Genomic DNA, 21205 nt, shown 5'->3' on the forward strand with positions numbered 1-21205 from the left:
AAAATTGTTCGGCGCCACTCTTCCATAAAGAGGACCAGTGAGCGAACAGATTGGTTGCGCGACAATCACATCATAAATGCTAGCCAAGTTCGCGCCGAACTCAACCATTGCTTCCGCAAAGGCCAGAAGTCCGACTTAAAAGCGAGCTATACTTCCCGCATTTTTCGGAAAGTTAAATTCACGCGAGCGGAATGAACCTTTTTTGTTTTGGGTATCTGGTGCTGCCAATACTTTTGCGTCTCTCCCTTCATAACCAAGAGGCTGCCATGTCCCAGCTGAACGGATACCTTCAGCTTATCGCTCTTACGTCGAAAATCAAAACGTCGCTCTGCGCCAAAGCTAAGCGATGCAATTGCCGAGCTCTCTTCCAGCTCCTTTTCGTCATCGCTGTGCCAAGACATGCCTTGATCCCCATCTGCGTACAGATTCAGCAAACAGGAATTAAACGACTCCCCCGTGTTTTCTTCAACAATCCGCTTTAATTCACGCAGGCGATCCGTCCAGACAAGGGCTGTCCGAACTCGGCCAGAATATCGATAGTCGAAAGCGCGATCGCCAAACCATGCGACCTTTCGAGACGTCTCAATTGTCTTGCCATACATCACCACCACATCCCGCTTCCATGGAATTTCATTCAAAAGGTAGCTCAGCCATTTTTCCGACACATCGTTAGAAAAGATACAGCCATGATAAAGAGCCTCTCCATCCGCAGGTAAGATGGAGATTGGCAAGACGGGCTTCGAAGACTCGGACTCTAAACTCAACTGGAACTGCGTATCCATAGCTAGAATTTGGCGAGGATGATTTCAGAGTACTGTAGGCTAAGTCAAATTGCGTCGAACCCCAATACTTCGCCCGAACGCTTAACGCTCGATACCAGACCGAGTCGATCCGCTTGTTAACGGTAAAGCGACTCAGGGAGCAAAATTCGAATTTTGACGATTGAAACTAAGCACCTTGTTCTTTCAACTGTCGGAATCCCGATCTCCAACACCTATCGCCCCTTGCTTAGCCAAGATCGGATCACCCCTAACCCTTCTACCCACTCAGAACCCAAAGCATGAAATCACACACGTGTAAGACCTTACTGGGCTTAAGCCTTCTGCTTCCTTGCTTCGCTTATGGAGCCTTGGAAAGCAAAGAATCGATCGCCTCAGCCACCCTTTCAAACCCTAGCGATTTCGAACGCCCCGACCAAGTCGTATCATTCGACCTCTACGATCTCGGCCTACGCGAATTCGACCAACGAGCCGACTTCCTGATCGCCAAGTCTAATGGCGTCGACGTGCCGAGCCAGACGGTGGACGACGACGGAGATGGCATGCCCGACCGATTCCTCGCCTTGCTCGACTTCGAGGCAGCCCAGAGCAAACCGCTTGAAATTCTCGTCGATCCAGTCGCTGCTCGCGCCACCGCCTTTCCCAAACGGACCCAGGCGGAAATCTCGCACAAGGTAGGTGGCCAGTGGAACGGACGCGTCTACGAAGGTGGCGAATGGGCAAACGTCCAGAGCCTCACACCCCCAGCATCGCACACCGACCACTCTTTCTACATTCGTTACGAAGGCCCAGGGATCGAATCAGACCTCGTCGGATACCGCGTCTATCTCGACTGGCGAAATGGCTTCGATATCTTTAGCAAAGCTCGCCATGAGATCGCTTTGCACAAAGTCGGCCTCGATGGATTTGACTCTTATCACGAACTCGAAGAATGGGGCATGGATACCTTGAAGGTTGGCCCTTCTTTAGGAATGGGCAGCTACGGCTTTTGGGATGGAGAAAAGGCGATTCGCGTTTCCGATGTCGATGGCTGGGACGCCAGTATTCTGCAGAACGGATCCATCTTTTCGTCCTTCAAAATCAAATACAAAGGCTGGGAAGTGGATGATCGAAAGTTCGATCTGGACGCGACCCTATCCATGCAAGCGGGCAGCCGGCTGGTGAAGGTAGACTTGCAAGCCTCAGAACCGATCGGAAAAACAGCCATCGGCTTGGTCAAACACGAGGGCACTGAATTTATCCAAGGCGACCTAAACGTTTCTTCATTCGGAGCCCTTTCGTATATCGCCACTTGGGGCGAGCAAAGCCTCAATAAAGACCAGCTGGGTATGGTGCTAATCTTCACCAAGGGCCGCATGGAAAAAATCACCGAAGACGAGCACAACCACATCGTCGTCCTGAAGAATAGCGACCAGCAGTCTTACTACTTTGGCTCCGTTTGGGAATCGGAACCTGACGGAATTAAAACCAAGGAGGACTTCGTTGCCTACCTCGAGAACCGCCTCGAGCAGCTCGACCTGCCAATTCGACAAGAGGTGGTTACCTCCCTGGACCAAGCCAACAAAGCCTCGCCGATTTCCGCCGAGACTGCCCTTTCCTATAGCGTGCTGATGGCGGAATCAGAGAAAGCCCGCCTTGGAAACACCCTGGCCGCCGACCTTTCTAACCCGCAAATGCCAAGCGGAAGACTGGGCTACACAACCGGCCTTCTCATGCAAGCAATAGACGACATCGCAAGCGCAGCCGATCGAGCGGACCTTGCGTCCTACGCTCAACACGTAGTGGAATCACACATACTCGAAGATGGTACCATGATCGGCTACAATCAAGAGTCGTACAACATCGACAACATAAACGCGGGCAAGTACTTGCTTCGACTTTGGGAACGCTCCGAGGAGCCCAAGCTGCAAAAGGCGGTCGATCAACTCCGAACTCAGCTCGTAGATCACCCCCGCACCTCAGAAGGAGCCTTTTGGCACAAGCAAATCTATCCCAACCAAGTATGGCTCGACGGAGTCTACATGGGCATGCCCTTCCTCGCCCACTACAGCGAACTATTCGAAAAAGGGAAATCCACCAAGGAAGCAGTTCATGAATTCGAAATCGCCCGCAAGCACATGCGAGATTCAAAGACGGGTCTCTACTACCATGGCTGGGACGAGTCTCGCGAACAGGAATGGGCGAATAAGAGCACTGGACTCTCACCCGAATTCTGGGCAAGAGGCTACGGATGGTACACCATGGCCATGGTCGACATACTCGATTTCGTGCCGGAATCAGAGAAGAAGCTTCGCAAGTCAATGATCGACATGATCGCAGAAGTGGCCGACTCGCTTGTCGCCTCTCAAGACCCAGAAACAGGGGTTTGGTACCAAGTCATGGACAAGCCGGACGCGGCAGGAAACTACACGGAGTCATCAGCCAGCTCTATGTTCGTTTACTTCCTCTCCAAGGCCATGAACAAAGGGTATCTGTCCGAAGACTACAAAGAGGCCGCCCTGAAAGGCTACCAAGGCTTAATCGATGAGTTCATCACCTTCCACGCCGACGGTGCGATCAGTCTGAAGGACGTGTGCAAGGTAGCTGGGCTCGGTTACGGTAGAGACGGCAGTTTCCGCTACTACATGACCGAGCAGATCGTAGACAACGGTCCGCATGGCACCGCCCCCTTCATAATGGCAGGCATCCAAGTTAGCGAACTCCTCGCCGAATAATACGAGTCCAAACAAATAGAATTTCCCCAGTGGATGCCTACACCGGCATCCACTTTTTTGTCCTATCCAGATGGCAGTTTTCGAGGTTTCTATGACATGGCAGTCCATTATGAGATCGGCTAAACTATGCGAGATTTCCAATCTCCATGAAAACGCTGCCGCTTATATTCATCGCTCTATCCTTAGCGCTCATTTCTCTCCGTGGAGAGATGCTTCCTGTATCCAACTCCCTGCTGTCGCAAATCGAAGGCACTTGGGAAGCCAAGGGCTACGGCACCATTCTCAGCGTATCGTCAGGCCAACTACGAGAGTTTCATCAAACCGATATGGGCTGCATCGAGATGCCTGATTCGACCCAGCAAAGCCTGCGAGCCCAGTACGCCTATTTCGACATAGTGGACCAGAATACCTTTTTCGCTGCCCCCACTGCCTTCGGAAATCGGTGGCAATTCTCACGAATTTCGTCCGCAAATAATTGCGGTCCCACCTCTTCCACCAACGCCCTGCAAACCTTCGATTTCTTCGACGCCTACATGCAAGCTCATTTCGCCTTTTTCGAAGAACACGGCATGGACTGGGAATCGCGTTCGGCCGCCACGAGAGCCACCCTCCGTTCCAACTCCAGCGATCAACAGCTCTATCAAGCGATGAATAATCTCCTACTGGAACTTGGCGATCCGCACACTGGACTGTACGCCATTTTGAATGATCAGCTCGTGCATCGTCTCGCTATGTTTCCTAGGCACCTCACCCCACTGATTCAGCAACAATATCCGAACTCCTCAAAGACTGACGACGAGCTATTCCTAGACTGGATAATTAGTCGGTATTCAAATCTTGAAGCCACCATGGAGCAAAAGGGATCTACCATAGAAACCACTCCCTTCTATTGGACGAGCTTCGGAGAAATCGGATACCTCCACATCGGCTCTATGGCGGGATTTAGCCTAAGCGGCGAAATTCCAGACGAGATCGCCGGGCTTGATCGGGCCTTGGACCGAGCCTTAACCGACTTGTCCGATTCCAAAGCCTTAATAATAGACCTCAGCCTGAACCTCGGAGGCTACGAATGGATCTCGCAAAGGATCGCCCGCCGATTCGCGGCAGAGCCCGTCCTTTCCCATCGCAAAACCTTGCCCTCTGCTCCAGAAGTGCCGGCCCTGGACTATGTAATCGAGCCAAGCGACCGGATCTCCTACCACGGGCCGCTCTACTTGTTGACCAGCGACATCACCATAAGCGCCGGAGAAGATCTGACCCTTTCGCTGAGGGCATTACCACAAACCCGCCACTACGGGATGCGGACCTACGGTGCCCTTTCGAATATTCTCTCCAAGCCCTTGCCAAATGGCTGGGGGCTGACGATTTCCAACGAGGTCTACAGCGACTTCGAAGGGCGAGTCTGGGAAGTACAGGGCATTCCCCCTCACTACGAAATCGATCTCTACTCAGAGGGCATCCAAGGGTCTCACTACGAGCTGGCCAAGTCGATCGCCGAGCTCGTGGAGGAAAACCTAGCCATCGGTCCCCTACTCACCGCCATTTCCGCAAATCCATTCACCCTCTCCGTTGAAGAGGCTGAACCGGGAAGCACCTTAACCCTGCTGCACTCTCGAGACCTACAATCTTGGGAAACCGAAACCAGCTGGAGATACGAGGGACCAACTGTGCTGCCACTCTCACTACAGGCAACTGATTCACCGCACTTCTACCGTCTGATGCAAAACTGAGCCCTAATTTTGGATACAAGAAATAGAGTAATACAAAAAAGGGATGCCCGCACAGGCATCCCTTTTCCATAGATGTCGATAACCCAAATTCTAGTGCAAAGTATGAACGTTGTTAGCAGGATTCGTATAGTCCACGAACTCATTAGGATCGGTACCATTTAGGTACTCTTCCAAATTCGTGTAGCCATCGTGGTCAGCGTCTTGAGCCCCATCCCTACCATACATGGAACGTAGAGAATTGGCTTCCTCCCAAGCGTCAGGCATCCCGTCGTTGTCGGAGTCCTGATCCACTAGCTCGGCTCCTTCCGCTGGTGGCGGGAAGTTCGCATCCTCCCACATCTCATAAAGCTCCATGTTGTCATTTTCATTGCCATAAGGCTTCCACTTACCGCCCTTCAAGTGTGGCAGCTTGTTTTCACGCGCCTTAAACTTCTCGATAAAATGAGCGTCGGTGCTATCCCGTGCAGGAATATAGGCCCCGGCAATTGGAACGAGCAGATCCACCAACTCCTTAGGATCCGTTTCAGTGACCGGCATTACGGTATGCGGCTCCTTCATGAAACTGCTATTATAGTCAGACGCAAAAGGACGAACCTTCTTGCCTCGCTCCACCAAGTTGTCCGCCAAGTAGGCAGTGTCGTTGGATTTGAAACTGTACTCGTTAGGATTACCGGGAATATCGATAATGTAATTGCCAACCATGTTAAATCGGCTGTGTGGCCTTAGCGAGTGGCCGCTTCTCATGTTGGCCATGATATTATGTCTCCAATCGATCAATACGCAATCGATCTCCGGAGACCGGCTTAGAGTATTGTAGAATAGATTGTGGTGAAAGGTGCCGTAGCCCCCTACCTCTGGCCCATAAGGATGGTCGCCGAGTCCTGCGAGCCCAGGGCCGAGTAGACAATACTGAATACTAAATCCGTAGAAGGAGGAATCCCCACCGATCATACGCAACAGCTCATCGCTAGCGTAGGCGAAGCTACAGTGGTCGAAGACGATGTTCTCCAATCGACCACGCGTGCTCATGCCATCCTTCACCATGGGAGGACGCAGGCGGAAGCGCATACCGCGCATGACAATGTTACTTGCGGCCATGCAAAGCCGGCCATTCACCTCTACTCCATCTCCGGGGGCGTTGTATCCGATCAAAGTGAGATCCCCTTGCGTGATCCATGTGTCGTCGGGCAAATCGATTTGGCCGCTGACCTTGAAGAGCACCGTGCGCGGCCCTTGCGTTTCAAGGGCTTCTTTCAAGCTGCCCGGGCCGTCGGAGTTCGTATTGGTCACATAAATGACCTTACCGCCGCGGCCTCCGGTTGCCAGCGCTCCAAAGCCTTCTGCTCCGGGGAATGCGGGAATGAAGTCAGCTGGAACTTGTCGCGGTCCACCGGATACGATGAGCCAGAAGAAAGGATCGTGATCATAGCGGGTTGGCGCATCCTTCGGAAAATCGCGGATGTAGAGGTAAAGCCCATCCGTGATCTTGGCACCGAAGTTACCCAGCTCCGGCGTATCTAACACATGAGCTCCATAAGGAGCGAAAGCCTCAACCAGTTTTTCGATACGCGATTTTACGTCCGAACGAACCTGCTTCAATGGGACGGAAGGCAGGTGCTTCTCTGCCAGTTTCACAAAATCCGGATCCTTCAGATGCCGCTTGTTCGAAGGGGCTTCGCGACGGGCCTGTAGAAGATCCTCGAATTCCTTCAAGGCCTGCGGGTCGTCGGTACCGCCATAGAAACTACGGTGCCACATCGAGTCGCGACCGTTCCCTAGCATCACAGGATCCTTTTGCTGCGGACCGCCAGATGGTTGGGACGTGAATTCCTTCCAATCTGTCTGGTACTCCAAAACGATGCTGGAGCTATCAAGAACCGTACCTTGCAAGATCTCCACACGAACCGAACGGGTATCGCCAAAGGCTCGGAATTCGGAGCTCGCCAGACGGGATCGCAAAGCTCGCTCCACCGCTGGCTGATCCCCGATCCGATGCAAGTACTCCGAATCAAGCAAGGCTTGCTCAATCAGGGGAGACTCCTCGATCAGGCTAAAAGCTGATTTCGCCAACGGGTAGCGATCTTTCAGTAATTCCGATTCGTCGGCCACGGACGCGCAACCTGCGAACGCTCCTCCCAACAGGAGGCTAAATAGGGTTTTATATTTCATGAAATCTTTATGAAATTATTTATTTCAGGGTTCCCCTACCACGACATCTTGAGAGAAAAAGTCAACAGGAGATCCTACGGAATAGATATTCAACAGCCTTACAAACTGATATCGAGACGCTTGTAGATTTGAATAGAGATCAGGTCACCCACCCGTTCCCCGAAACTGACGATCCCAATTCAAAAGGCGTTTCAGTAATCATATTTCATATGAACTAAATCAAGTATCTGAAAGTGGTTTTCTTGAAGCAACAAGGCGGGAAGTCGGAATCAATGTCCGATTTTGAGGTTTCTATGACATGGCGTCAAAGGAGCAAACGGGATAAACTGTAGGGATAACGGAGCAATCAAGATCCGGTTATTCAATCCTTCCATACTCATGAAAACGAAGAACATTCTACTATTCCTACCGTTGGCTATCGCTACCTCGGTGCTTTGCATTTCCTGTGCGACCGGCAGCGCTATTTCAACCGGCACTCATCACTATGCGGCGACAAACGCAAGTGAGGTCAAAGTACTGACTCAGTATCCAGAGACCTACGAAACCGTCGGGCTTGTTGAGGCCTCCGCTCCTAAAGGCTACCTGAGAAAGCCGGAGCACGCTGCCCGTAACGCCCTCCAAGAATTGCAAAAGCAAGCAGCCAATCTCGGGGCCCACGCTCTTGTTCTAAAAGAGTACTCCTCCGCTCAAGTTCCTGACTTTTCGTGGGGCGAGGACGAGCTCGGGCTTATTTTCACCACTGAGCGCAAAATGGTGACCGCTGAGGCCATTCGCATGTAGGGCTGTTCAAACTACAAACAGAGCTGAGACCAGCTAAAAGGAAGCCGTCCGACTGTTTTGTCGGGCGGCTTTTTCGTGCTATGTGGGAGACCAGTCGTCCTTCACAAAAAAGCCCAAGGCTTCCAATGTATTTTTCAAAGAGGCATCGACCCGCGAGGGCTCTTCCTTCAACTTCGGCTAAACTCTACCCCTTATCAATATGCCCCTACCTGTTAAGCACGTCAGCGCTGCGCTTATCGCCCTAGCCTGCTCGATAACGCTGCAAACTTCTAACGCCGCACCGGACTCCGGCACCATCGGTTGGAACGACCTTCCGGAGATTCTCGCCCAAATCGTGCCTCCGACTTTTCCAGATAGAAGTGTGAGCGTGGTCGATTTTGGAGCGGTCGCGGACAACTCGACCGACCTGAAACCAGCCATCGATGCGGCTATCGAAAAAATAGTGGAATTGGGAGGCGGCAAAGTGATCGTCCCTTCTGGAACCTATTTCATCGCAGGCCCAATCCATTTGCGGAGCAATGTGAATCTCCACCTGGAAAAGGGAGCTGTCATCAACTTTAGCGTCAAACCCGAGGACTACGAACCACTAGTTTTCACTCGATTCGAAGGAACCGAGGTAATGAACTACTCGCCTCTCATCTACGCCTTCGAGCAGGAAAACATAGCCATCACCGGGCAAGGACTTTTCCACGGGCAAGCCAGCAGAGATGACTGGTGGACCTGGTCAGACGGAGCCCGACCCAATATAGAAAGAGCACGACAGATGGGAGAGGACGGCACTCCCGTTGAGCAGAGGATTTTTGGAGACCACACAGGCTTGCGGCCTGTATTCGTCCAGCCATACCGCTGCCGTAATGTGTTGATCGAAGGAGTGAGTTTTCGCGATTCGCCTATGTGGTTCGTTAATCCGGTGCTGTGCGAAAATGTCACCGTTCGCGGAATCACCGTACAAGGGCTCGGCCCCAACAACGATGGCTGCAATCCGGAATCGAGCCGGAATGTGCTGATCGAGGATTGCTACTTCGATACGGGCGACGATTGTATCGCCATCAAGGCTGGTCGCGATGGTGACGGTCGCCGCGTGGGAGTCCCCTCAGAGAACATCATAATCCGAAACTGCAAGATGCTGGAAGGCCACGGGGGCGTAGTCATCGGCAGCGAGATGTCAGGAGGCGTTCGCAACGTATTCGCGGAAGATTGCGTGATGGATAGCCCTCATCTGGAAAGAGCCCTGCGGATCAAGTCGAACTCCTTCCGTGGAGGATTCGTGGAAAACGTACACTTCCGCAACGTCAAGGTAAGCGAAGTGGCAGATGCGATCTTTCGCATAAACATGTTCTACGGCCGCCAGCGAGGCGAGTTCCCGCCGCCGGTACGCAACGTCTCCATGGAAAATGTCTACTGCGGCAAGGCTCCCCGGGCCTTCTATTTTCACGGACTGGAAAACCATCCTATCACAGACGTAACAGTAGTGGACTGCGTTTTCGAAAACGTCGAGAAACCAAGCGTCCTTACCGGTATCCAGAATCTGAAACTTTCCTCGGTTCAGATCAACGGGATGCCAAAAAGTCGATAGTCCCCCCCCCACACACGCCATGACTATTCGTTCGAATTACAGTGCCTCTCTGGTTTTTCTAGCCCTCCTCACAAGCAACAATCTCTTCGGGAACGTATTCAACGTACAAGATTTCGGTGCGAAAGGAGATGGGGTCATCTTAGACTCCCCGGCGATCAACCAAGCAATCGAGGCTGCTAGCGACGCCGGAGGCGGCGAGGTTATCCTGCCAGCGGGAGACTACTTGTCGTATACCATTCGCCTTAAAAGCGATATCATCCTAAAACTCGGAGCGGGATGTACGCTTATAGCCGCGGACCCTAGCGGCTATGACGCTCCGGAAGCGATTGAGTGGAACGAGTATCAGGATTTTGGGCACTCACATTTTCGAAACTCTCTGATTTGGGGAGAGAACCTGCAAAACGTCACCATCACCGGACCGGGCCTAATTTACGGACGCGGACTGAGTCGCGGAAACGGACCCATCGCCTCCCCTCTAGGATCGCCTCCACCGGCAGCGATAGATGGACTTCTTCCCGATGTTCTCGTTGCAGACGGCGAATTCGAAATACCGAGCCGCCCCGATATAGTCCCAGGACCATTCAACCACCCGAACGAACGAGACACGCTGGCCGACGGCGTCGCCAACAAAGCCATCGCCCTAAAAAGTTGCCGCAACGTCACGCTGAAGGATTTTTCCATGCTGCATGGAGGGCACTTCGCGATAATTGCGACCGAGGTCAATAACCTGACCATCGACAACCTGCTGATCGACACCAATCGGGACGGGATGGATATCGACGCCTGCAGCAACGTCAAAATATCCAACTGCTCAGTCAACTCGCCTTGGGACGATGCTATCTGTCTCAAATCATCCCATGCCTTGGGCGAAGCACGCCTGACCGAAAACGTGAGTATCACAAACTGTTTCGTAAGCGGCTACGATGAAGGCACCCTGCTGGACGGAACCCGCAAAACGACTTGGAAAACGCGGGGTGGTCCACACGGCCGTATCAAGCTCGGCACCGAATCAGGCGGCGGATTCCGCAACATCAGCATTTCAAACTGCGTTTTCTACCACTGTCGAGGGCTCGCGTTGGAACAGGTCGACGGCGGTATACTGGAAGACATCGTTATCTCGAACGTAACAATGAGAGAAGTTCAAAATGCTCCCCTTTTCATCCGCCTCGGAGCGCGACTTCGAAATCCGGAGGCTACTGGTCCGGGCAACGTGGCCAGAATCTCCATCAACAATCTCACCGCTTGGGATATAGCTCCAGAACATGGGATCATTATAGCGGGCTTACCCGGACACCGAATCAAGGACGTATCCCTTTCGAACATACAACTGCACTACCAAGGAGGTGGCACATTAGAACAAGCCGCCCGAGACGTCCCCGAAATGGCTCGCGACTACCCGGATCCTTATAATTTCGGAACCATGCCCTCATGGGGCATGTTCGCTCGAAATGTCGAAAACTTGAGCCTTTCCTCCGTCCAGTTCCATGTGGAGGAAGAAGACAATCGCCCCTGCCTCTTCCTCGAAGACGTGGTCGATTCCCGAATCTTCAATACAAGCATCTTCAATCCGTCTCAGCTGCCGCAAACCAAGCTCACCGCTGTGGAAAACTTGGAGACTCGATCCGTCACTGGACTCGAAGATGGCAAGCTAAACGCTTACTAAGACTCGCGACAATAAACGCGGCCGCCGCGATCTCTTAGATCTTCTCCAAAACGACAGTTGCTTGATCTGCTTTGGTCACACTTTCGTAGAAGGCTTTTGCATCCTCGAAATGCTCCACTGGGACACGGGCTCGGCCAATACGGAGACTTCTGTGGTATAACAAATAATCCTTCTCCAAAGTGATGGAATTAGAATACTCACCAAACTCTTCGACGAAACTTTCTTGATCGACGTATTCAGCTACGCGATACCCATTCGGTAGATAAATTTTAACCGTCTCTTCAAAATGCATGGGCTCAGGGATCAAATCGTAGATACGCTCCTCTTCGACCTCGAAAGGTACCCCAGACTGCCTATCGACGAGAGCCGGTTTAAACAGTATCAAAGCACCACCCATCGTCTTGCCATACTGAGCCGCACCGAAATCGACTTCCATGGTAAACGAATTCCCATCCAGGTCGTCAACGATCTGCGGGGGAGACATTTTCGGAGCAGGCAGAGATCTTGATAAGCGCGTTTTAACGGATTGCGATATCTCGCTTTGACCTTCGGTGTAGCGAGTCAAAACACGAAATTTTCTCGCGGACTGGCCAACCGAACTTTCCTTCATCTTGGCAACCAATCCTCCGTTGGGAAGGATCTCTGCTTCGATGTCTCGCTTACAGACACCGAGCTCGGGAGCGACGATCGGCAGCTCTACATAACCGCCTTGCTCTCCTGCCAGCAACAAGGCTCCGCTACCCTGCATGCGAGAACTCAGGTCTCCGAAAGAAGTAATCTCATCGGTAGGATCGAAGATAAGAAGCCGACCCAAATCGGGATGATCCAATATAGCTCCCCCCTCAAAACCGTCCGGCATTTCGATAGCGGAGATACAGTGGTTGAACTGTGAACCGCTGGGCCAGCTTTCCTCTACTGGACTCCGTAGATACGCGTTCACAATTACCGGATACGCCTTGATTCCCGCTGCTTTCAGCAAATGGCAAAGCATATTGCTCTTATCCTTACAGTCACCGTAGTTGCTTTCGCATACCACGGAAGCAGACCTCGGAAACCAACCTCCCCCACGGCCTAGATTTAGACTGATGTTTACGTAATTAACCTCCTGGGCCAAGGCAGCCAATCGCCGAATCCGATCGATTCGACTCGATTGTCCGGAAGTATGTTGGGCAACAAACTCATCGAGCTCTTCGGGAGATCCAGCTAGTTTATCGTATTCGCGAGTATAATACGCCGCTAGTTCTTTCCAAGAGGAGACACTTATAAGCCTGTCCTCTAAGGGGCTGCCCTCCGGTGGATGAACATTGATCTCCAAAAACTTACCAGACAAAGCCGGAGCCCAATCCTCTTCGAGAATCGCATCTTGATTACGAGTGCTCCAGCGCAAGGCATCGCCTTCACGGCGCGGTTCGAAGGCATCCATGTTTAAGAAATAGGGATTCACCTTCCACCCTTCCGGAACGTGTACCCTGATAGTTGAGAAAAGATTGGGTCCAGTGGACTCAAAAAACCACCGCCAAGCGAGGAGGATCCCTGCTTCTTGAGTAACGGTCTCCCAAGCGAAAACATCGCCTATACGAGCGTCCAGCTCCGCATTGATTATCTTGAATCGTCCAGACGAGGCAATACTGCCGGAACTTAGCCGAATGGAATCCACCGTATCGTTTTTGTCATACTCGATAACTTTCCCATTCTTTTGCAGCAGCCATGACTTCAAAGAAACGACCTTGTCCGTGTCGGTCGTATAATAGGCTCCGCTACGAGCCTCTCCCCGCCCCTCCAAGCCCGTGACTCGCAAGATCTGACGTGTGACCACAGTCGCCTTCCCATTCTTATCTACTTCGATTTCACGAGAGTCGTATAGAATCACATAACCGGCTTCTCCGCCGTCTACATCCTTTCCCTTATCAAGGTGGGTCAGCACCCAATCGGGTACCTTTTTCGTATTGGGACGTATGCGTGATGCCTCGCTTCCCGCCAAAACAAAAAGAACGGATACGCTAATGAAGAGCCAGCGAAGCTGCCGCCTAGAGATTTTCATACACCAACGAAATGGGGTTAGGAGTCAGCCTTCTTAACGGTGATCGATTTATTGTCCTCGATCTTCATCGTCTCGAAAGCGCTCTTCAGCAGAGCGTAAGCCTTAGAGGGGATAATCTCTTGATTGACCCTAAACTCTCGCTGCAACACCAAAGAATTTTTCTTTTTGTTGATCCGTATCTTGGAATCGAAAAGAACCACATCCCCCAAGGCAAACGGCACCGGAGCATCCCCAGCTTCAAACTGATAACCTTCTGGCATGACAATTTCGATACGATCGACATCGCGCCACGGACAGTCGAAAACGATATCGGAAAGTCGCTCCTCTTTCACAAATGGCAGGCTCAATTCCTTCTGAAATAGGGCCGGTGCGATAACCAACCTATCCCCAATCACATCGGCATAGTTCTCGATCTTAAGGTCGTAGCTGATGACAAAGGGCAAATCCTCGTCACTACGATTTTTCATGGAGACGTTTTCTACCGTGACATTCGAATAGTGCCGTAGTTCCGTATCCGATACATCCTCTTCAATTTCTCCGAAGGTCATCTTTCGATACTGGTCACGCTTCACCCAGGCTTTCTGCCCGATATAGGTCTTGGTCACCTTTCCGCTCAAGGTTCCTTCTTCTGAGATTTCAAGATCGGCTTTGGTCTGCACCACGGCGTCTTCCGATTTGATGCCCGGGGTGACCGCAAATATCGGATCCCGAAAGTCTCCCATCATGCACTGGCTTCCCGCATGCTTCCACGAAAGCTCACCGAAACGCAAAGCAGGGTTGCCCGGATCAAAATAGAGCCAGGATTCACCATCTTTGATCGCGATCAAACGCTCATCGACCACTTGTTTAACCGACACCTCTTTCGAAAAGAAAAACTCATCCCTATTTCCGATCGCCACATAACGAGCCTCAAATCCCGCTGCGGTCGCCAAAGCGCCAAAGAGAGCCCGGATATGCCTTGGTTTTCCGTATCCATTTTTCAAGGTGTCGGACGGAGACTTATTGTCCTTCAGCTCCTTTCTTTCCGTTTCCGAGTACTTGGTGAAATCCCAAACAAAGTTGGTAATTTCCTCGGTACAAAATTTAAGGATTCGGCGGAGCTTCTCCGAATCGTCTTTCGCTCCCGCAGTCAGTTCGGCTGCCTTCGCCTTGATCGTCTTGCTGGGCTTGAAGTCTTTTTTGGCGTAGGAGGCGAGCTCGGAACTGAAATCATCCCAGAAGTCATCCGGATCCGGAAAATACTCTTTCACGTAAAACATAACCACGTGCGGCTCCGCTTGCATGGGAGGTACCGCATACTTCTCGTCGAGCTCCGCCCGCACATCCGTCATCTCATACAGATAGTAATCCCCATCCTTTTGGTTTAGTTTATCGAGGGGGAATCCAAACGAAATCACGCGGTGGGAAATCGCGTCTGTCGGTTTGATCCTCACCGTTACTCGCCGGGCTGGGAATCGATCTGAGAAGCGGGTAAAGACGCCCCCAACATCATCAATGTCGAAAGTAGCCTGATATTCGACGATATCCCCAGCTGCGAGCGATGGGAACGCGAAGGTCTCAGCCTTCTGGGACTCATCCTCGGTCTCTTCCACTAAAAGTTTATGAACATCCGCTTCGTCCAATTCGTACGATGTACCATCTGGTTTAACGGTCCTTGCAGCCACATCTACCACCTTCTCGCCGTGCATAGGCCGAATCGCATGCTTTGAGAGCAAGTCGACACCGAGTTCATTGAAGACCTTCATCCGAACATAAACAGTTCGATTTCCTACCAAAGACCGCTCCATGGTCATGATACCGGCCGTAATGTCCGTGTTGCTGATGAGCTCCTGGGAAGCCTTGTGCTCCGCAAAAAGGATTTCTACGCTCGCTTCGGGATCGATTGAGGATGCCTTAACCGCGAAATCTTCCGGGGGTATCTCACGCCAATTCTCTATGGCCTGCAGAGAGCCAAAGAGGATCAGAGCAGACATTAACGCAAAGCCAGCGCGCACGCGGGCACGAAATCCTAAGGGGTAAGGGTGTTTCATGGGGATACTTCGAAGAGTGCGTACTTTTAACAAAAGCAAACCGCTCAAATATCAACACCCAAAACGTAATTGCGCTTATACACCCACCAGCCAGAAACCGCTTACAGTAAGAGAGCTGCCTCACACACAGACTGTAAAAGCTGCAAGACCGCTCCGCTAACAATAGCAGACCCTCAGCCCGCTATAACCGGACTTGGTTTCGCGTCGTCGGATCCGACCAAGTTGCGTATCCATTTTTTGCTGCCGAAGCGCCAGACGCAGAGAAACACCTTGGCGAATTCCTCAGAGTTCATGGCCAAAAAGACCACCCAGAGTGGCATAGACCAGACGAAGATGGAAAGATAAGTCAGAACGATGCCGATGGCCCATTGGCAAAACAGGTCGAGCCCCAAGCAGAACCTAGTGTCTCCCCCGCTGCGTAAAATCCCGACGATCACAGTCACATTGATAGAACGGAAACCATTCACGAATGCCACCGCTGTGAGGACCAGATTCGCCTCCTGCAGGGTGGCCGCGTCGATCGCTGGATACAGCTTCAAAAGGAACCCCTTGCAGCACCAGATTATGACGCTGCAAAAAACCGCGCAGATGGCTGACCAAACAACAAAGGCTTTCCCTTCGCTCCAGGCTTCAGCGAACTCGAATGCACCCAAGCGATGCCCTGTCATAACCGAAGCTGCAGTCGCGATCCCGAAATACATCGCGGTGATGAAAGACTCGATCGGGGTAATCATAGCGAATACCGCCAGCTGCTGAGTACCCATTTGCCCCACCAAAACATTGTAGACGAGAACGCCCATGGACCAAACCACCCCATTCACCGCCAGCGGCAACCCGACCTTAGCTACCTTGTGGGCCAATCCACTGCGAATACCTTCCCCGAAGTCGCCCCAACGAAACGCCAGCGGACTCTTCTTCAGGTAAACATAAGCGAATATACAGGCTGTCTCCAGCAGGGAGCTGATAAGAGTCGCATAGGCCGCTCCCGCCGTTCCCAATCTGGGAAGGCCAAACGCTCCAAAGATCAGGGCGTAGTTGAGCAGGATATTGCTGCCTACCCCGATGATGCTCATCCGCATACTGATCTTGGCCAGGCCGATACTACGCAAAGCCACCGAAAAGACCGCTCCAGCAGAAACTGGAAAGGCGACCAGCCCCATAATCCTCAAATACTCGGCTCCAAATGCGACCACCGCTGGATCATCACTCGCTAAGGCCACCATTTGCTCCGGAATCCACAAGCAGAGCCCGAAGAACAACAAAGCAAAGGGCAAGCCCATGAGCAGGGAAATGGCGGTGCCACGACGAGCCCCATCCCTATTTTTAGCTCCCCAGTATTGGCTAACGATGACACCGCCACCACTGGCGATACCAAAGATCGCCAAGTGCATGATGAAAGCGATTCGGCCGGAAAATCCAATGGCCGCTACCTCGCTCACGCCAAGGTGCGAAGTCATCATGATATCCGCCAAAGATCGCGACGAAAACATCAAGGTCTGCAAACTGACCGGGATGGCCGTAGCGAGAAGCCTTCGTACAAACGAAGGATCGAAGCTCAAACGGAAACTCTCTCTCAAAAACATAGCAAAAACACCCCTAAAACATCACCCCATTCCGAGCATCACTCAGGCCAGCAACCTAGATTGCCCAAAAACGAACAGATGCGTCTGTTCAACCGGAAAGCTTGAGCAATCTTTTTCGCGCTCCGGATTCGCTCTAAAATAATAATGCCCCCAAAAGCCAATGGCCAAGGGGGCAGAAAAGTGTGCTCCGTGCAGGAAAACCCTCGGAGGCTATAATCGTTTGGGTACTTAGGCTCAGTGCACGGCAAGCGACTTGTCCACCGCGGCGAGAAGCTCTTCGGACTTTGGCTTCACCTTCGACGGGAAGCGAGCCACGATCTTGCCTTCTCCATCGATGAGGAACTTGTTGAAATTCCAAGTGATGTCGCCTGGAAACGGAGATTCCTCGCCCGCAAGCTTCACGTAGAGTGGATGGCGATCCGGGCCATTAACCTCGACCTTGGAGAACATCGGAAAGCTAACGCCATAGGTCAGAGAGCAAAACTCCTTGATGTCCTCCTCGCTACCGGGCTCCTGACCACCAAACTGGTTACACGGAAACCCGAGAACGACTAGCCCCTTGTCGGCATATTCTTCGTTCAATTCCTCCAAGCCAGCGTACTGCTTGGTGTAGCCGCACTTGGAGGCCACATTAACGATCAGCAAGGTCTTACCTTTGTACTGCTCGAGGCTTGTTTCGTGGCCGTCAATATCGACCAGAGGGATGTCGTAAATGGAAGTGTCAGCGTTCATAGGACTTAGAATGAAAAGAAAAAGCGCGGAGATAAATGCGAAGCGTTTCATAATACTTAGGCGTTGGAGATTCTTAAGACGTAAAGTGAAACGTCCGGCCTGAGATAAAATTGCATCCTGCCCGAAATCACCACGCCGCCGATCTCGGAGCAACATCTTATAACTTTGCCCTACAGCTACTTAGCTTTTCTCGCTTCCAATAAAAACCAAGACGGCTTGCTTCCTGCAACAGCCACGCCTCACTTCTCGAATTCAGACTCACCCGATCAAATCCGACTTTCATGAAAAACTTCTACTGCGAGAATTGCGAATCCCGCGTCTTCTTCTCAAACACCGTGTGCCTAAACTGCGGAACCGCCATCGGCTTCGACATCGAGAGCTGCGAAATGGTGGCTCTCCCCGAGAATCCGCAATCTGGGCAATTCAAACCGTGCCTTAACTACACGACCCACTCTACCTGCAACTGGGCCATCCCAGCGGACTCGCCTGACTCCCTCTGCTGCTCCTGCAAATTGACCGAGACGATACCCGATCTGACATTGACGGAAAACCTAGTCGCCTGGGGTAAAATCGAAGAGGCGAAGCGGCGTTTGGTCTACAACTTAAATCGCTTGGGCCTCCGCCCCAAGCCGAAGACCGAAACCAACCCAGATGGCTTGCTTTTCAAATTCCTAGCCGATCCGGACGACCCGAATGCTCCTCCTGTCTTGACTGGCCATGCTGCCGGGGTGGTAACCCTCAATATCGCCGAAGCGGACGACGCAGAGAGGGAGCGCCGAAGAACCGCCATGGGAGAGCCCTACCGCACCTTAGTTGGGCACATGCGGCATGAGGTCGGGCACTATTATTTCGACCTCCTCGTCAAAGAGGAAGACAGGGAGGGGTTCCGCGAATTGTTTGGAGATGAGCGAGAAGATTACGGCGAAGCCCTGCAACGTCACTACAAGGAGGGACCGCCCTCAGATTGGGCCGATTCATTCATCAGCGCCTACGCTACCGCCCACGCCTGGGAAGATTGGGCGGAAACTTGGGCCCACTACCTTCATATGATGGACTCGATCGGGACCGCAGTGCATTCACACACTCTCATAGAACGAACCCGACAAGGGGATCCCACCTTCGACTACAAATCGATAGATTTGAACTCGTTCGATTCGATCATCAGCTCTTGGCCCGCCCTTGCCTGCCTGATCAACAGCTTCAACCGCAGCTTGGGCATGCCCGACGCCTACCCCTTCACGACCGCAACACCCGTGGCAAACAAGCTCAAATTCATCCACAAACTCATTAGCGACCACGCAACTCCGTGGTACGGCGGACAGAAAGACCAAGTGATACGCTAGGATACAAGCCGGCGGAAGTGCTTCCTAGTCCAAGCTCTGAAGCCGGATATTCCGGTAAAAGACTTCGGCCCCTTCCGCTTGCAGAAAGATTCGACCGCGATCAAGAGGCATCCAGCTCCACTCCGACTCATCCTCTCGATAACGCATGTGGATCGCTTCATTAACGATGTGGCCATTGACGATGTAGGTCGCATGATCGCCTTCCACAATTAGCTCTATCCGATTCCAGCCCTCTTTTTCGCGGCAATAACCCCGCGGGAAACGCTGCGGATTTCGGTCGACGCCCCGGGTGAGCAAATCGCCTCGCGGATCGTAATTGAAAGCAATCGGCTGCACGTAAGAGGAAGCCCGCGTCTGACCTACGATCCAAATATCTCCGGTGTCTCCTTCCTGAATTTGGCACTCGATGCCAGTCGGCCAGATAACAGGCTCACCCACCATGTGGAATATGATCCCGGCATCGCGGACCGAATCCGCCCGTGGTGCGAAGCGATCATCGCCCCATCGGTATTCGACGGTTAGCCTATAGTTCTCGTAGCTCTCTTCCGTAAAAATCCCCGCAAACGGCTGCTGGCTGCCATCCTCTGAATTTGGATACACATGGATCACTCCTTCGCTTACGGCGAAAAGTGACGCGCCATCGACCTCCGCCCCCTCCTCGACCACGATTTTCCAGCCACTCAAATCCTTGCCATTGAAGAGATCAATTTCTTGGCCAGCGGCACCTACCTCCGCGTATGAGCTGAAGAAAATGGAAAGAAGGATCTGAAAGAGAAGTCGGGGAGATTTGATCATAGCCGGAGTTTCCGACTGACAGCCGACTTCGCAAACAGAAGTCTACCACTTCCTAAGAGTTGGACGGTCTGTCTTGTTTCCGAATCCGGCATAAAATCAATTTAAGGTCCCTCCGACGCAAAATCGAAATACCCAGACAGCAGAGCCACGCGAGGACAGCCATGCCAAACAGCAATCCTCCATCCCCCTGAACAACGATCCCCAGAACAGTCAGATGCGAGAGAATGGCCACGCTGAGAATCGCCATTCCTCCTAAAGCACCCAGAAAAGCCGTCCTGGGAATGAGCAAAGCTAGGACCACAACGAGTTCCGCCAGAGCGGAACCGATTCGTCCCCACGGTTCAATTCCGAGACGATCGAAGATGTACATAGACTCATCCGCCCCAGCGAATTTGAAAAACAGAGTTTGCCCAAAAATAAATGCCGCCAACACCCGCATCAACAAGTCGCTGACTGACCAGAGTTTAGAGTTACCACTATTCATATTTTTCTCCTACTGGGCTCAGTTTGCCCCACTGTGCTTCCGATTGATCAAAGAGCGTCTGCTCGCCCAATTTTTCCGATAGCTTTACCCATTTACCGCGGGTATCGCCCCAGAATCCGTCGTAAAAGAGGAGCAGCCGCCCCTCGAAAACTCGATAGCTCAGAGGACCGACCTCAACGAGATCTCCCTCCCGCATTGCCCAAGCGCACCATCCTCCAAATGCGGGACCGTAACGCTCTGGCGACTTCAAAAATCGATCTCGGTTTTCTTCACTCGCAAACCTGTAAACCGCTGACTCCCAAGTCACCTGCCAATCGGCTTTGCCCAACTCTGGGCCACTATCGTTGAAGTAACTGACAGGATCATATCCCTCGAGGGCAAGGTTGCCTTCGCCAAGGTTTCGGCCCGTCTCTCCGGCAAAAGCAAGCGAAGTCAGCCATACCGCACCTATAAAGAAAAAGGCGATGTTCCTGTTCGGCAGAGGAATGATGCTAAGCCTTTTCGTCATACCCCTGAGAGATCGAGGCAGCTCGAAATATTCCGCCCCTCAGACTAAATGATCTATTTTCTCTGTAAAAACCGCGGTACGGATGAATTGCTCATTTATGCCGCGTGGGATCCCTCCTTTTATCGCCAAAAGGATATTTGAGAATTTTAACAAATAGTTGAAAAGCCGATTATCTGCCCTCTCCAAGCTCATAATGGAGAGGTGTTACCGAGTGATAATCTCCGCTAAAGCCACTTAGGAGAGCTCAAGATAACCGATAAGATACGTATTCAGAGACT

General features: G+C 52.1%; 15 protein-coding genes. 6 read left to right on the forward strand and 9 right to left on the reverse strand.

Annotated features, from left to right (window positions below; translation table 11 throughout):
• Window positions 1-146: 146 nt before the first annotated feature.
• Window positions 147-782 (reverse strand): alpha-ketoglutarate-dependent dioxygenase AlkB family protein, encoded by a 636-nt coding sequence (locus H5P27_RS18720; protein ID WP_185661949.1) that lies wholly within the window; start codon window positions 780-782, stop codon window positions 147-149.
• 278 nt (window positions 783-1060) lie between these two features.
• Between H5P27_RS18720 and H5P27_RS18725 the strand changes: the two genes are divergently transcribed.
• Window positions 1061-3493, forward strand: coding sequence for a glycoside hydrolase family 88 protein (locus H5P27_RS18725; protein ID WP_185661950.1), 2433 nt, complete (start codon window positions 1061-1063; stop codon window positions 3491-3493).
• A gap of 146 nt (window positions 3494-3639) precedes the next feature.
• The gene (locus H5P27_RS18730; RefSeq protein ID WP_185661951.1) at window positions 3640-5223 is read left to right on the forward strand and encodes a S41 family peptidase; all 1584 of its coding nucleotides are present in this window, start codon (window positions 3640-3642) and stop codon (window positions 5221-5223) included.
• A 90-nt stretch (window positions 5224-5313) separates the two neighbouring features.
• Here H5P27_RS18730 and H5P27_RS18735 read toward each other — a convergent pair whose 3' ends face one another.
• Window positions 5314-7392 (reverse strand): hypothetical protein, encoded by a 2079-nt coding sequence (locus tag H5P27_RS18735; RefSeq protein ID WP_185661952.1) that lies wholly within the window; start codon window positions 7390-7392, stop codon window positions 5314-5316.
• Between the two features lie 378 nt (window positions 7393-7770).
• Here H5P27_RS18735 and H5P27_RS18740 point away from each other — a divergent pair, with 378 nt between their 5' ends.
• The 3 genes from H5P27_RS18740 (at window position 7771) to H5P27_RS18750 (ending at window position 11411) form a co-directional block, all read left to right on the forward strand.
• Entirely contained in the window at window positions 7771-8172 is a 402-nt protein-coding gene (locus tag H5P27_RS18740; RefSeq protein ID WP_185661953.1) for a hypothetical protein, read from the forward strand.
• A gap of 199 nt (window positions 8173-8371) precedes the next feature.
• Window positions 8372-9748: a glycoside hydrolase family 28 protein gene (locus H5P27_RS18745; protein ID WP_185661954.1), complete on the forward strand. Its 1377-nt coding sequence runs from the start codon at window positions 8372-8374 to the stop codon at window positions 9746-9748.
• Window positions 9749-9767: 19 nt separating this feature from the next.
• Window positions 9768-11411, forward strand: a complete 1644-nt coding sequence (locus H5P27_RS18750; protein WP_185661955.1) for a rhamnogalacturonidase — start codon at window positions 9768-9770, stop codon at window positions 11409-11411.
• Window positions 11412-11445: 34 nt separating this feature from the next.
• Here the strand turns inward: H5P27_RS18750 and H5P27_RS18755 are convergent, their stop codons facing one another.
• From H5P27_RS18755 to H5P27_RS18770, 4 genes are all read right to left on the reverse strand, one after another.
• The gene (locus H5P27_RS18755; RefSeq protein ID WP_185661956.1) at window positions 11446-13452 is read right to left on the reverse strand and encodes a DUF3857 domain-containing protein; all 2007 of its coding nucleotides are present in this window, start codon (window positions 13450-13452) and stop codon (window positions 11446-11448) included.
• 17 nt (window positions 13453-13469) lie between these two features.
• On the reverse strand, window positions 13470-15482 hold the full coding sequence (locus tag H5P27_RS18760) for a DUF3857 domain-containing protein (protein WP_185661957.1): 2013 nt from the start codon (window positions 15480-15482) through the stop codon (window positions 13470-13472).
• 173 nt (window positions 15483-15655) lie between these two features.
• Entirely contained in the window at window positions 15656-17065 is a 1410-nt protein-coding gene (locus tag H5P27_RS18765; protein WP_185661958.1) for an MATE family efflux transporter, read from the reverse strand.
• Window positions 17066-17299: 234 nt separating this feature from the next.
• Entirely contained in the window at window positions 17300-17797 is a 498-nt protein-coding gene (locus H5P27_RS18770) for a glutathione peroxidase (RefSeq protein ID WP_221774802.1), read from the reverse strand.
• 281 nt (window positions 17798-18078) lie between these two features.
• Here H5P27_RS18770 and H5P27_RS18775 point away from each other — a divergent pair, with 281 nt between their 5' ends.
• Window positions 18079-19140, forward strand: coding sequence for a zinc-binding metallopeptidase family protein (locus tag H5P27_RS18775; RefSeq protein ID WP_185661960.1), 1062 nt, complete (start codon window positions 18079-18081; stop codon window positions 19138-19140).
• Between the two features lie 24 nt (window positions 19141-19164).
• Here the strand turns inward: H5P27_RS18775 and H5P27_RS18780 are convergent, their stop codons facing one another.
• From H5P27_RS18780 to H5P27_RS18790, 3 genes are read right to left on the reverse strand one after another with little or no spacing between them, the layout of a single operon-like run.
• Window positions 19165-19935: a 3-keto-disaccharide hydrolase gene (locus H5P27_RS18780; protein WP_185661961.1), complete on the reverse strand. Its 771-nt coding sequence runs from the start codon at window positions 19933-19935 to the stop codon at window positions 19165-19167.
• A 52-nt stretch (window positions 19936-19987) separates the two neighbouring features.
• Complete coding sequence (locus H5P27_RS18785; protein WP_185661962.1) at window positions 19988-20419, reverse strand: DoxX family protein; 432 nt, start codon at window positions 20417-20419, stop codon at window positions 19988-19990.
• Window positions 20412-20927 carry a YHS domain-containing (seleno)protein gene (locus H5P27_RS18790; protein WP_185661963.1) on the reverse strand — a complete coding sequence of 172 codons (516 nt, stop codon included), beginning with the start codon at window positions 20925-20927 and terminating at the stop codon, window positions 20412-20414. Before H5P27_RS18790 ends, H5P27_RS18785 begins: the two co-directional genes overlap by 8 nt.
• Window positions 20928-21205: the final 278 nt, after the last annotated feature.

It is taken from the genome of Pelagicoccus albus (assembly GCF_014230145.1).
GTDB classification, from domain to species: domain Bacteria; phylum Verrucomicrobiota; class Verrucomicrobiia; order Opitutales; family Opitutaceae; genus Pelagicoccus; species Pelagicoccus albus.

Bases quoted from the DNA above. Each gene is read 5' to 3' on its own strand.
- H5P27_RS18780 (WP_185661961.1), bottom strand. From the start codon at position 19,935: ATGATCAAATCTCCCCGACTTCTCTTTCAGATCCTTCTTTCCATTTTC.
- H5P27_RS18730 (WP_185661951.1), top strand. From the start codon at position 3,640: ATGAAAACGCTGCCGCTTATATTCATCGCTCTATCCTTAGCGCTCATT.
- H5P27_RS18755 (WP_185661956.1), bottom strand. From the start codon at position 13,452: ATGAAAATCTCTAGGCGGCAGCTTCGCTGGCTCTTCATTAGCGTATCC.
- H5P27_RS18750 (WP_185661955.1), top strand. From the start codon at position 9,768: ATGACTATTCGTTCGAATTACAGTGCCTCTCTGGTTTTTCTAGCCCTC.
- H5P27_RS18740 (WP_185661953.1), top strand. From the start codon at position 7,771: ATGAAAACGAAGAACATTCTACTATTCCTACCGTTGGCTATCGCTACC.
- H5P27_RS18785 (WP_185661962.1), bottom strand. From the start codon at position 20,419: ATGAATAGTGGTAACTCTAAACTCTGGTCAGTCAGCGACTTGTTGATG.
- H5P27_RS18770 (WP_221774802.1), bottom strand. From the start codon at position 17,797: ATGAACGCTGACACTTCCATTTACGACATCCCTCTGGTCGATATTGAC.
- H5P27_RS18720 (WP_185661949.1), bottom strand. From the start codon at position 782: ATGGATACGCAGTTCCAGTTGAGTTTAGAGTCCGAGTCTTCGAAGCCC.
- H5P27_RS18775 (WP_185661960.1), top strand. From the start codon at position 18,079: ATGAAAAACTTCTACTGCGAGAATTGCGAATCCCGCGTCTTCTTCTCA.
- H5P27_RS18725 (WP_185661950.1), top strand. From the start codon at position 1,061: ATGAAATCACACACGTGTAAGACCTTACTGGGCTTAAGCCTTCTGCTT.
- H5P27_RS18735 (WP_185661952.1), bottom strand. From the start codon at position 7,392: ATGAAATATAAAACCCTATTTAGCCTCCTGTTGGGAGGAGCGTTCGCA.
- H5P27_RS18790 (WP_185661963.1), bottom strand. From the start codon at position 20,927: ATGACGAAAAGGCTTAGCATCATTCCTCTGCCGAACAGGAACATCGCC.
- H5P27_RS18745 (WP_185661954.1), top strand. From the start codon at position 8,372: ATGCCCCTACCTGTTAAGCACGTCAGCGCTGCGCTTATCGCCCTAGCC.
- H5P27_RS18765 (WP_185661958.1), bottom strand. From the start codon at position 17,065: ATGTTTTTGAGAGAGAGTTTCCGTTTGAGCTTCGATCCTTCGTTTGTA.
- H5P27_RS18760 (WP_185661957.1), bottom strand. From the start codon at position 15,482: ATGAAACACCCTTACCCCTTAGGATTTCGTGCCCGCGTGCGCGCTGGC.